The organism is Paracoccus aerodenitrificans (assembly GCF_027913215.1).
Lineage (GTDB): Bacteria > Pseudomonadota > Alphaproteobacteria > Rhodobacterales > Rhodobacteraceae > Paracoccus > Paracoccus aerodenitrificans.
Genome location: NZ_CP115784.1, coordinates 1119042 through 1130481, shown reverse-complemented (window position 1 = coordinate 1130481; position 11440 = coordinate 1119042). Strand labels below are relative to the sequence as shown.

Below are 11440 nucleotides of genomic sequence, written 5' to 3'. Positions count from 1 at the left end.
CGGGATTTCCGCGCCCGGTCCTGAGCCTAATGCCGCCGAAGCTCTGCCTGCTGGCCGTCATTTACAAGCCAGTCCGTCGCCGCATCCGCAATCGCCTGCGACATCCGCGCCCGCCATGCCGGATCGGTCAGGTTTGCCCGGTCGCTCGGGTCTGTCAGAAATCCCAGTTCGATCAGCACGGAAGGAATATCCGGCGATTTCAAAACGCTGAACGCCGCTCCTTTGACGGGTTGGCGATGCAGCGCGACACCCGCCTGCCGCATTCGCGCCGAAAGCGACCGGGCGAAAGCCTCGGATCGCGGCTGAGTATCTGCGCGAGCCATATCCATCAGCGTTTCCGCGATTTGGTCATCCGTCCCTTCCAGATCCAGCCCCGCCACCAGATCGGCACGATCATGCCGAGCCGCCAATTGCTGCGATGCCCTGTCATCCGCCTGGGTGTTCCAGGTAAAGATCGTGGCACCCGTAGCCTGCCCGTCCGGCAGCGCATCGGCATGAAGCGAAATCAGCAGATCGGCATTGGCGGCGCGGGCCTCGGTCATCCGCGCCTCCAGACCGACAAAGACATCCTTGCGGCGAGTCAGCACCACCTCGAACCCGGCCCGGATCAGTTTTTCCGTCAGTTCGTGGGAAAATGCCAGCATCAGATCGGCTTCCCGCAGCCCCGCTTCGACCGCTCCAGAATCTATCCCGCCATGCCCCGGGTCAATGGCGATCCGGAAAGGCTGAGGCCGTGAGGGATCCACCACCGGAGTCGTCGGCAGCGGCAGATCCCACAACGCCGACATGGCATTCACCGCCCCGTCATAGTCCTCGGCCGAGACCGGCTGCAGGCCGATACGGATAACGGCCTCGCCGGGTCCGGTCTGCTGAGCAGCCTGCGCCACGCGATAGGGCTCACGCGTTTCCAGAACCAGCCGGGACCATCCCGGCCTGAATCCGCCGCTGCGAATATCCGCGAAAAGATCGGCTCCGGGCATGGTTGCAAGGTCAGTACCCGACAATTCCAGCCCGCGAATATCCAGAACCACCCGCGTCGGCATGTCCAGAAGCGTAATCCGGTAGGGCGCGGCCTGTGAAAGCTGAAGCTGAAGGGTTACGCTATCGCCATCGGCCCGCGCAAAGGATGCCGCAGAATCAAGCCGAACAGCATCCTGAGCCATTGCCGGCAGCGCCCAAAGCATCAGCAAAAGCACCAGCAACCGCATCAGCGATCCGCCATGAAACGGGTCAGCCGCGCGATGCCCTCGGCAATGTCCTGCGTGCTGCGCGCATAGGAAAAACGGAGCGTCGAGCGCCCCCGAACGGGGTCGAAATCCAGCCCGGGCGTCACCGCGACCCCGGCTTTCTCAAGAATTTCAGCGGCGAAACCGAGGCTGTTATCCGTCAGTTCCGAGACATCGCAATACATATAGAACGCCCCGTCGGGCGGCGCGATCCCGCTGAAGCCGATCTGCGGCAGCGCCTTCAGCAGCAAATGCCGGTTCTCGGCATAAACGGCAAGATTCGCCTCGCATTCCTCGACCGCGTCAAGCGCTGCAAGCGCAGCGATCTGACTGGCATGAGGCGGACAGATGAACATATTCTGCGCAATCCGCTCAATGGTGCGGATATGATCCTCGGGCACGACCATCCAGCCGACACGCCATCCGGTCATAGAGAAATATTTCGAGAATGAGTTGATGACATAGACATCGTCACTCACCTCAAGCGCCGAGTGGCAGCGCCCGCCATAGCTCAGCCCGTGATAGATCTCATCCGAGATGACGCTGACACCTGCCCCGGCTGCGCGATCCAGAAGCCCGCGATACTGGTCCAGCCCAAGCATGGTGCCGGAAGGGTTGCCCGGCGAGGCCAGCATCAGCCCCTGCACATCTTCCGGGATCTGATCCGGCACCGGCTGATAGCGGTTCGCCGCCTCAGTCTGAATGCCCACAGGCTGAAGCGACATGGCACGCATGATCTGGCGATAACTCGGATAGCCGGGCTCGCCCAAAGCCACACGGTCTCCGGCATCGAACAGCGCCGAGAAGGCAAGCATGAACGCTCCCGAGGAACCCGGCGTAACGATCACCCGGGCCGGATCCAGATCCAGCCCGTACCAGTCGCGGTAAAGGCGCGCAATCCCGGCCCGCAATTCCGGCAAGCCAAGCGCGACCGTATAGCCCAAAGGCAAATCAAGATGCGCCTGAAGCGCCTCCCGCGCGGCTCGTGGCGCACCGGTCGCCGGCTGGCCGACCTCCATGTGAATGACCAACCGGCCCTGCGCTTCAAGCCGCCGCGCAGATTCCATCACATCCATGACGATGAAGGGATCGACCTGACCCCGCTGTGACTGCCGCATCTGCGCCTCTGTCGTTTTTTCCCAAGTCTATGCCCCCGCCGCCGCTGCCGGGTCAAGCCGCTCACGCAGGCTTTGCTTGTATTCGGGTGGTTTTGCCTCCACTGTCCTGCCGGAATCGAAAGGGATTGAACCATGAAAAAGCTGATCGCCGCGCTGCTGCTGACAGCCACGCCCGCCATTGCCGTTGAACTGGACGCAATGACCGGCAGCGAGAAAGAAGCCTTCGGCGCCGCGGTGCGTGAATATCTCATGGAGAACCCGGAAGTCCTGATCGAGGCAATGAATGCGCTCGAACAGCGCCGCATGGCCGAGGAAGCCGAAAACGACGCCGCCATGATCTCGCAACTCAGCGAGCAGATTTACAATGACGGCTATAGCTGGACAGGCGGCAATCCCGACGGCGATGTTACCCTTGTCGAATTCATAGATTATCGCTGCGGCGTCTGCCGTCAGGCCTTTCCTTATGTCGAGAAAGCCGCCGCAAATGACGAAAACATAAAGATAATCCTGAAGGACTTCCCTGTTCTCGGGGAAGAAAGCGAACTCGCCGCCCGCTTCGCGATCGCGGTCAAGCAGATCCAAGGCGACGATGCCTATAAGCAGGTCCATGATCATTTCTATACGATGCGCGGCAATGTCACGGTTGAAGGGCTGAAAACCATTTCCGAGGATATGGGCTTCGACACGGACGCAATCATCGACGCAATGAACTCGGACGCGGTTACCGATGTACTGTATCAGAATGCACAGCTTGCGCAGGCGCTGAATATTTCCGGCACGCCCAGCTTCATCATCGGCGACACGCTGCTGCGCGGCTTTCCCCGGACCGGCATCCTTCAGGTGATCGAGGATGTCCGCGCTGAATCGGAAAGCTGACCCGACAGACAGAAAAGCGGGCCCCGGACCGGACCCGCTTCTTCTTCATCCAAATACCCATAATCCCTGCGGTCGGGATCACTCCGCCGCTTCAGAGATCTTCGCGGCCTCGATCTTTTCGGCACGTTCCTCGACCAGTTCGACAATATGGTCGATCATCTGCTCATTCGACATTTTGTGATCCTGCCGCCCGGCCATATAGACCATGCCGGAGCCCGCGCCGCCGCCGGTAAAACCGATATCCGTCATCAAGGCCTCGCCCGGCCCGTTCACCACGCAACCGATGATCGAGAGGCTCATCGGGGTCTTGATATGCTCCAACCGTTCTTCCAGCGTTTCCACCGTCTTTATCACGTCGAACCCCTGACGAGCGCATGAGGGGCAGGAAATGATCTGGACGCCGCGCGTGCGCAGGCCCAGAGATTTCAGGATCTCGAAGCCGACCTTCACCTCTTCCACCGGATCGGCGGAGAGGCTGACGCGGATCGTATCCCCGATCCCGGCCCAGAGAAGATTGCCCAGACCGATGGCGGATTTCACCGTGCCGCCGCGCAGCCCCCCCGCCTCGGTAATGCCCAGATGGATCGGCGCGTCGGTGGCCTCGGCAAGTTGCTGATAGGCCGCTGCGGCCATGAACACATCGGATGCTTTCACGCTGATCTTGAACTCATGAAAATCATGGTCCTGAAGGATCTTGATATGATCCATGCCGGATTCCACCATCGCATCGGGGCATGGCTCGCCATATTTTTCCAGCAGATGCTTTTCCAGCGAACCGGCATTCACCCCGATCCGGATCGAGCAGCCATGATCCCTTGCCGCGCGGACAACCTCGGCCACGCGGTCGGCCTTGCCGATATTGCCCGGATTGATGCGCAGACAGGCCGCGCCCGCCTCTGCCGCCTCGATGGCACGTTTATAGTGGAAATGGATATCCGCGACGATCGGCACCGGGCTTTCGCGGCAGATTTCCTTCAGCGCATGGGTGGTTTCCTGATCGGGGGCCGAGATCCGCACAATATCCGCACCGGCATCGGCAGCACGGATCACCTGATCCAGCGTCGCGCGGACATCATGGCCGTCCGTATTGGTCATGGTCTGGACGCTGATCGGCGCGTCGCCGCCAACCGGCACATTGCCGACCATGATCTTGCGGGATTTGCGCCGTTCGATGTCGCGCCACGGGCGGATCGGATTATGGCTCATCTTAGCCCCCTTTGCTGCCCCTCAGATAATGCCTCGGCAGCCGGCGGGCAAGCTCAGCGGCGGTCGGGGCGGACCGGCAGGATCACGATAAAGCGAGAGCCCTGCCCTTTTTCCGATTCGATACGCAGCTTTCCGCGATGTCGGCTGACGATATGCTTGACGATGGCCAGCCCCAACCCGGTGCCTCCCTGCTGGCGCGAGCGGTGGCTGTCGACGCGGTAGAAACGCTCGGTCAGGCGGGGCAGGTGAATGGATTCGATCCCCTCGCCCCGGTCGATCACCGAAACGGCATGGGCCGGGCCGCGCAGCGTCGGCTCTCGTGCCAGCCTCTCAAGGCGCAGCGTCACCTCGCCGCCGGAACCGCCATATTTCACGGCATTCTCGACAAGATTATGAAAAACCTGCGTCAACTGGTCTGGATCGCCAGAGACGATTGCCTCGGAATCCGGCCCCTCGACCGAGATCGAAACCCCCTGCCCGGCGGCTTGGGGCGCCAGAGTGGCAACCACGCTGCGCACCAGAATGCCCAGATCTACCGCCTCGGCGGGACGCCTGCGTTCCTCTGATTCGACACGGCTCAGCGATAAAAGATCCAGCACCAGCCGGTTCATTCGCCCGGTTTCGGCCTCCATGATCGCAAGAAACTTGTCCCGCGCCGAGGGATCGTCGCGGGCCGGACCGCGCAGCGTTTCGATGAACCCCATCATCGCGGTCAGAGGCGTCCGCAATTCGTGGCTGACATTCGCTACGAAATCTCGGCGAAGCTGTTCGGCCTCTTCGATGCCGGAGCTGTCCTCGATCACGACAAGCGCCCCTTCGCGGCCCGGAAGCCCCGAGACAGTGATCTCGACAGGAATATCCCGCCCGCGGGCCGAGATGATGACACGGTTGCGATAGCCCCCGGATTCCACTGCGGCAAGGCTGGGATCGGGAACGGGCGGCATGACCCGGGCCGGATCGATCATCGAATCCACCGCCTGCACGACCACAGGGTGACGCAGCACGGTCACAAAAGGCCGGTCGGTCAGATGATCGCCGAGAAGCGCATTCGCCGCAGCATTCGCAGCAACGACGCGGGCCTGACCATCGACGGCAAGCACGGCCACCGGCAGCGCGGCGATCACGTCGTGAAGATCGGTCTGGTTCAACTTGCGCCGTCCCCGCCTAATCCAGCCGCTTCAGCCCGGCGTGAAAACGCTGCGCGTTCTGCTGATACCGTTTTGCTGATTCCAGCAGATTTGCGCGGTCGGCTTCTTCCATATCCCGCACGACCCGGCCCGGAGCCCCCATGACCAGCACCCCGCCCGGGATTTCCTTGCCCTCAGTCACAAGGGCCGTAGCACCGATCAGCGTCCCCTGCCCGACCGATGCGCCGTTCAGGATCGTCGCGCCCATCCCGATCAGGCTGCCCTCACCGATGCGGCAGCCATGAAGCATCGCGCGATGCCCGACGGTCACATTCCTGCCGATCTCAAGCGGAAAGCCGGGATCGGTATGCAGACAGCACAGATCCTGCACATTCGAGCCCGCCCCGACGCGGATTTCCTCATTATCGCCGCGCAGCACGGCCCCCCACCAGATGCTGGCACCGGGTTCGATCACCACCCGGCCAATGATCTGGGCATCCGGAGCGATCCACGCATCCGCGGCAATCTCTGGTGCCACCCCATCAAGTTCCCAGATCATCTGCCCCTCCTTCCATCAGGTCCTTTACAAAACCGCGAAGCCCTTTGCGGCGTTCGCGGCGCAGTCTTTCGGCGGTCAATATGGCTTTCAGTCTGCCGAATGTCGCGTCCAGATCGTCATTGATCAGCACATAGTCATATTCCGCCCAATGCGAGATCTCGTCACGGCTTTTGGCCATGCGCCCGGCAATCACCTCGGCCGAGTCCTGTCCCCGGGCGACAAGCCGACGCTCCAGTTCCGGCAATGAAGGCGGCAGGATGAAGATGCTGACGACATGAGGGGACAATGCCGAGTTGCGGATCTGCTGTCCGCCCTGCCAGTCGACATCGAAGATCGTATCGAGACCGGCCTCCATCGCCCGTTCGACCGGCTCGCGCGGAGAGCCGTAGAAATTGCCGAATACCTCGGCATGTTCCAGCATCTGCCCGGAATCGACCATGTGCCTGAAGGCGTCGCGGTCCATGAAATGATAATGCTCGCCGTCAATCTCGGACGGGCGCGGCGCTCGCGTCGTTGCGGACACCGAGAATGACAGGCTGGGGTCCCATTCCGTCAGCCGCCGCGCCAGAGTGGACTTACCGGCACCGGATGGCGACGACAGAATGATCAAAAGCCCGGTCCGGTCCATACGGCCCCCAAATTTGGTTTTCCGCGCCTTTTCCTGTCTGACCGCCCGAGAATCAAGCCTTTCGGCTTAACCAACGGTAAAGAAATCATTCTGAACTTGGCGACTATCGGGTTATGTTGCTGCGCGGGCAGGCAAATTCTCGTCACCGGCACATCGCGCGGGCGGGTCGTTTGGCGAATGGCTGCCTGCGGGTATAGCAGGTAAGATGTGATGAGTGACGATATTGACGAAAAGAATCCGGCAGAGGACCGGGACGACGCAGCGCATTCCGTCGAGAAACTTCGCCTTGTACTGGCCTCGGGACTGGATCCTGACAGGATCCTCAGCGATCTGCGGGGCTATTGGGACGGGCTGCGCAAGGGACGCGCCGTGCCGGATCGCGCAGATGTCGAGCCGCAGGGTATTCGCGGCGCACTGGATTATGCCTTCATCCTTGAGCGGATCGCGCCGGGTGCCGCAAGATTTCGTCTGGCCGGGCGTCACCTTGTCGATCTGATGGGGATGGAGGTGCGTGGAATGCCGGTCTGCTCGCTGCTGAACCCCGACAGCCGGGGACGCTTTTCCGATGTTCTGGAAACAGTGTTCAAGGGGCCTCAGATTGCCGAGCTTTCGCTGAAATCCGCCTCGGGCTATGGTCGCCCGGCGCTTTCGGCGAAAATGCTGTTCCTGCCGCTGCGCTCGGATCTCGGCGATGTCACGCGAGCGCTTGGATGCATTATCTGCGGCGGCCAGATCGGCCGCGCCCCGCGCCGGTTCGATCTGGTCGGCGATGCGATCATGCCGGTGATCGACGGGGCCCGCCCGCTTCCGCCGAATGCCAGCGGCTTCGATGAAGACCCGACACCGTGGCGCCCTCCGCTGCTGCAACGTCCCGTGACCCGCCCCCTGCGCGACGACGAAACGCCGGAAGAGCGTCGGGCACGGTTTCGCATCATCACGCGCGATACGTCCGACTGATCGCGACGTCCGACACCTCAGCGCAAAATTGTCAGCATTGATATTGGCCGGATGCGAAACCCCTTCTGGTGAACGCGAAATAAATCCGTTAAGCCTATGCGCCGTAGCTGCAGTCGGGACTCGCGATCCCGGCTTTGCCAAATGGAAGGAACGACCATGCCGGCTTATCGCTCTCGGACCTCGACACATGGACGCAATATGGCGGGTGCACGCGGATTATGGCGCGCAACCGGCATGAAGGATGACGATTTCGGCAAGCCGATTATCGCGATCGTCAACAGCTTCACACAATTCGTGCCGGGTCACGTCCATCTGAAGGATCTGGGCCAGCTTGTCGCGCGAGAGGTCGAAAAGGCAGGCGGCGTCGCCAAGGAATTTAACACCATCGCCGTGGATGACGGCATCGCGATGGGCCATGACGGGATGCTGTATTCCCTGCCCTCGCGTGAGATCATCGCCGACAGCGTCGAATACATGGTCAACGCCCATTGCGCCGATGCGATGGTCTGCATCTCGAATTGCGACAAGATCACGCCCGGCATGCTGAACGCGGCGATGCGGCTGAACATTCCGGCAATCTTCGTGTCCGGCGGCCCGATGGAGGCCGGAAAGGTGGTGCTGAAAGACGGCAAGATGCATGCGCTGGATCTGGTCGATGCGATGGTTGCCGCTGCCGACGATAATGTCAGCGATGAGGATGTCGCTGCCATCGAACGCTCTGCCTGCCCGACCTGCGGGTCGTGCTCGGGCATGTTCACGGCGAACTCGATGAACTGCCTGACCGAGGCGCTAGGCCTGTCTCTGCCGGGCAATGGCTCGACGCTGGCCACCCATGCCGACCGGAAACGCCTGTTTGAGGAAGCCGGGCAGCGCATCGTCGGGCTGGCGAGACGCTATTACGAGCAGGAAGACACCAGCGTCCTGCCCCGTAATGTCGCCAACAAGAAAGCCTTCGAGAACGCCATGTCGCTGGATATCGCGATGGGCGGCTCGACGAATACCGTGCTGCATATCCTCGCCGCCGCCTATGAGGGCGGGATCGATTTCGACATGGACGATATCGACGCGCTCAGCCGCAAGGTGCCATGCCTGTCCAAGGTCGCGCCTGCCAAGCAGGATGTGCATATGGAGGATGTCCACCGCGCCGGCGGCATCATGGCGATCCTCGGTCAGCTCGATCGCGGCGGGTTGATCCATCGCGACAGCCCCACAGTGCATGCGCCGACCCTTGGCAACGCGATCGACCAATGGGATATCTCGCGCACCCAGGATGAGGCGGTGCATCGCTTCTATTCCGCAGCCCCTGGCGGCATCCCGACTCAGGTTGCGTTCAGTCAGGACGCACGTTGGGAGACGCTGGATCTGGACCGTCAGGGCGGTGTGATCCGGGCGGTGAATTCTCCGTTCTCGGCAGATGGCGGGCTGGCGGTGCTGAAAGGCAATATCGCGCTGGATGGCTGCATCGTGAAAACCGCCGGTGTGGATGAATCCATCCTGAAATTCACCGGCACGGCTGTTGTTTATGAAAGTCAGGATGCGGCGGTCAGCGGTATTCTGACCGGCAAGGTCAAGGAAGGCGATGTCGTCGTCATCCGCTATGAAGGCCCGAAAGGCGGGCCGGGCATGCAGGAAATGCTGTACCCGACCAGCTATCTGAAATCCAAAGGTCTGGGCAAATCCTGTGCGCTTGTCACCGATGGGCGGTTCTCGGGCGGCACATCGGGGCTTTCCATCGGCCATTGCTCACCCGAGGCGGCGAATGGCGGCGCAATCGGACTGGTCCGGGACGGCGACCGGATCGAGATCGACATTCCGAACCGCACCATTCATCTGGCGGTCACGGATCAAGAGCTTGAATCCCGCCGTGCCGAGCAGGACCGGAAAGGCTGGAAACCGGTCGAGAAGCGGACGCGCAATGTCACTACGGCACTTCGCGCCTATGCCTCTTTCGCGGCAAGCGCCGATAAGGGCGCGGTGCGGGTATTGCCGGATTAAGCGCTGCCTGATGAAGCGACGGCATTTGCTGCGCTGACATATCCCTTCCCCTCCGCCCAGACACGGCGGGGGGCGGGCTGTGGACTGTTCGACGGCACGGCAAATCACCTTTTCCCGCAAGTCACGAATACTGCTTCGGGACGTTTCTCTTTGATACGGAGACTATGTCGCAGCGGGGAACGCCAGCCCGATGCCGCGCGTTGGCGTTGCAGGACAGTAAACGGGTCCTGAAGAAGCATTTCAGGGTCCGGTCACACTGGCGCAGATTGCCGGGCTGTCGCGATTGAAAAGGAGCTTTCAATGAGGATCACGAAAAACGGATCGAAGCCATCCGCCTCCGGCCCTCGGGAATATTTCACCGGCTCTGTCCGCATCGACGCCCCCTTCGCGACAGAAGCGCCTGCCCGCGCCAGCGGAGCCACCGTCACCTTCGAGCCCGGTGCGCGGACCGCATGGCATACCCATCCGCTTGGCCAGACGCTGATCGTCACCTTCGGGAAAGGTCGGGTGCAGCGCGAAGGCGGCCCGGTCGAAGAGATCGGCCCCGGCGATATCGTCTGGTTCCCGCCCGATGAAAAACACTGGCACGGCGCCGCTCCGGATTGCGCGATGAGCCATATCGCCATCGCCGAGGCTGACGGGTCCGGCAATGTCGTCGCATGGTTGGAGCATGTCACCGACGCTGAATACGGCGAATAGGGTATTTTCATAAAGGAGAAACATTATGTTTGCGACTGTCATGCACGGTCCCGGCGATGTTCGTTACGAGCAGGTCGAGGACCCGAAGATCCTCCAACCCACCGATGCGATCATCAAGCTGTCGGCCACCTGTATCTGCGGATCGGATCTGTGGCCCTATCGCGGCCTGTCCGAGCAGGACGGCCCGACGCATATGGGGCATGAATATTGCGGCACCGTTGTCGAAGTCGGTAGCGAAGTGCGCAATATCAAACCCGGCCAGTTCGTCGTCGGCAGCTTCGTTCTGTCCGACAATACCTGCCCGCATTGCGATTTCGGGTTCCAGTCCTCTTGTGTGCAGCGCGAGTTCATGAGCGGTGCACAGGCCCCCTATGCGCGTGTGCCTCTGGCCGATGGTACTCTGGTCGCAACGAATGAGATGCCGGATGCAGAGATGATTCCGCATATGCTGGCGACATCCGACGTGCTGGGAACAGGCTGGTATGCCGCCGATGCCGCGCAGGTCCGCGAGGGCGGCACCGCTGTCGTCGTGGGTGACGGTGCGGTCGGGCTGATGGGTGTTCTGGCCGCATCGCAGATGGGAGCAGGCCGCATCATCGCCATGTCCCGCCATGCAGACCGCCAGAAACTGGCCCGCGAATTCGGCGCGACCGATATTGTCGAGGAACGAGGCGATGAAGGCATCTCGCGGGTCATGGAACTGACCAACGGGGTCGGTGCGGAATCGGTGCTGGAATGTGTCGGCATGGAGGAATCCATGACTCAGGCAATGGGCGTTTGCCGCCCCGGAGGGACGATCGGCTATGTCGGCGTTCCGCATGGTGTCAGTTTCGACGGGCAGCAATTATTCTTCGGACAGAAGCGCATGTTGGGTGGCCCGGCCCCCGTCCGGCGTTTCCTTCCCGATTTGATGGACCGGGTTCTTGCCGGAAAGATCGAACCTGGCAAGGTGTTCGATCTTGTCCTGCCGATTGCCGAGGTGGCCGAGGGTTACAAGGCGATGGATGAGCGCCGCGCCATCAAGACCATGTTGCGCGTCGAGGAATGAC

The 11440-nt window shown here is 61.6% G+C and carries 11 protein-coding genes; 5 read left to right on the top strand and 6 right to left on the bottom strand.

Annotation, left to right across the window (positions count from 1 at the left end; all coding sequences use genetic code 11):
• Window positions 1-26 precede the first annotated feature (26 nt).
• Together PAE61_RS07040 and PAE61_RS07035 are read right to left on the bottom strand one after the other, a co-directional pair.
• Window positions 27-1208 carry an N-acetylmuramoyl-L-alanine amidase gene (locus tag PAE61_RS07040; RefSeq protein WP_271114613.1) on the bottom strand — a complete coding sequence of 394 codons (1182 nt, stop codon included), beginning with the start codon at window positions 1206-1208 and terminating at the stop codon, window positions 27-29.
• Window positions 1208-2344 (bottom strand): pyridoxal phosphate-dependent aminotransferase, encoded by a 1137-nt coding sequence (locus PAE61_RS07035; protein WP_271114612.1) that lies wholly within the window; start codon window positions 2342-2344, stop codon window positions 1208-1210. The genes PAE61_RS07040 and PAE61_RS07035 overlap by 1 nt, the downstream gene beginning before the upstream one ends.
• A 132-nt stretch (window positions 2345-2476) precedes the next feature.
• On the opposite strand from PAE61_RS07035, the gene PAE61_RS07030 reads away from it, so the two are divergent.
• A complete protein-coding gene (locus PAE61_RS07030) occupies window positions 2477-3220 on the top strand; it encodes a DsbA family protein (RefSeq protein ID WP_271114611.1) in 744 nt (247 codons plus the stop codon).
• A 78-nt stretch (window positions 3221-3298) separates the two neighbouring features.
• Here PAE61_RS07030 and ispG read toward each other — a convergent pair whose 3' ends face one another.
• From ispG to gmk, 4 genes are read right to left on the bottom strand one after another with little or no spacing between them, the layout of a single operon-like run.
• Window positions 3299-4426: a flavodoxin-dependent (E)-4-hydroxy-3-methylbut-2-enyl-diphosphate synthase gene (ispG, locus tag PAE61_RS07025; protein WP_271114610.1), complete on the bottom strand. Its 1128-nt coding sequence runs from the start codon at window positions 4424-4426 to the stop codon at window positions 3299-3301.
• 53 nt (window positions 4427-4479) lie between these two features.
• Complete coding sequence (locus PAE61_RS07020; protein WP_271114609.1) at window positions 4480-5574, bottom strand: sensor histidine kinase; 1095 nt, start codon at window positions 5572-5574, stop codon at window positions 4480-4482.
• 16 nt (window positions 5575-5590) lie between these two features.
• On the bottom strand, window positions 5591-6112 hold the full coding sequence (locus PAE61_RS07015; protein WP_271114608.1) for a gamma carbonic anhydrase family protein: 522 nt from the start codon (window positions 6110-6112) through the stop codon (window positions 5591-5593).
• On the bottom strand, window positions 6096-6740 hold the full coding sequence (gene gmk, locus PAE61_RS07010; RefSeq protein WP_271114607.1) for a guanylate kinase: 645 nt from the start codon (window positions 6738-6740) through the stop codon (window positions 6096-6098). The genes PAE61_RS07015 and gmk overlap by 17 nt, the downstream gene beginning before the upstream one ends.
• Before the next feature lie 210 nt (window positions 6741-6950).
• On the opposite strand from gmk, the gene PAE61_RS07005 reads away from it, so the two are divergent.
• The 4 genes from PAE61_RS07005 to PAE61_RS06990 all read left to right on the top strand — a co-directional run bounded on the left by PAE61_RS07005 (window position 6951) and on the right by PAE61_RS06990 (window position 11439).
• Entirely contained in the window at window positions 6951-7697 is a 747-nt protein-coding gene (locus PAE61_RS07005; protein ID WP_271114606.1) for a PAS domain-containing protein, read from the top strand.
• A 156-nt stretch (window positions 7698-7853) separates the two neighbouring features.
• Window positions 7854-9692, top strand: coding sequence for a dihydroxy-acid dehydratase (ilvD, locus tag PAE61_RS07000; protein WP_271114605.1), 1839 nt, complete (start codon window positions 7854-7856; stop codon window positions 9690-9692).
• 300 nt (window positions 9693-9992) lie between these two features.
• Window positions 9993-10391: a (R)-mandelonitrile lyase gene (locus PAE61_RS06995; RefSeq protein WP_271114604.1), complete on the top strand. Its 399-nt coding sequence runs from the start codon at window positions 9993-9995 to the stop codon at window positions 10389-10391.
• A 25-nt stretch (window positions 10392-10416) separates the two neighbouring features.
• A complete protein-coding gene (locus PAE61_RS06990; protein WP_271114603.1) occupies window positions 10417-11439 on the top strand; it encodes a zinc-dependent alcohol dehydrogenase family protein in 1023 nt (340 codons plus the stop codon).
• Window position 11440 lies beyond the last annotated feature (1 nt).

Excerpts from the sequence above, each read along its gene's own strand:
- PAE61_RS07040 (WP_271114613.1), bottom strand. The coding sequence starts at position 1,208 with ATGCGGTTGCTGGTGCTTTTGCTGATGCTTTGGGCGCTGCCGGCAATG.
- PAE61_RS06990 (WP_271114603.1), top strand. The coding sequence starts at position 10,417 with ATGTTTGCGACTGTCATGCACGGTCCCGGCGATGTTCGTTACGAGCAG.
- PAE61_RS06995 (WP_271114604.1), top strand. The coding sequence starts at position 9,993 with ATGAGGATCACGAAAAACGGATCGAAGCCATCCGCCTCCGGCCCTCGG.
- PAE61_RS07015 (WP_271114608.1), bottom strand. The coding sequence starts at position 6,112 with ATGATCTGGGAACTTGATGGGGTGGCACCAGAGATTGCCGCGGATGCG.
- gmk (WP_271114607.1), bottom strand. The coding sequence starts at position 6,740 with ATGGACCGGACCGGGCTTTTGATCATTCTGTCGTCGCCATCCGGTGCC.
- ispG (WP_271114610.1), bottom strand. The coding sequence starts at position 4,426 with ATGAGCCATAATCCGATCCGCCCGTGGCGCGACATCGAACGGCGCAAA.
- PAE61_RS07035 (WP_271114612.1), bottom strand. The coding sequence starts at position 2,344 with ATGCGGCAGTCACAGCGGGGTCAGGTCGATCCCTTCATCGTCATGGAT.
- PAE61_RS07030 (WP_271114611.1), top strand. The coding sequence starts at position 2,477 with ATGAAAAAGCTGATCGCCGCGCTGCTGCTGACAGCCACGCCCGCCATT.
- PAE61_RS07005 (WP_271114606.1), top strand. The coding sequence starts at position 6,951 with ATGAGTGACGATATTGACGAAAAGAATCCGGCAGAGGACCGGGACGAC.
- ilvD (WP_271114605.1), top strand. The coding sequence starts at position 7,854 with ATGCCGGCTTATCGCTCTCGGACCTCGACACATGGACGCAATATGGCG.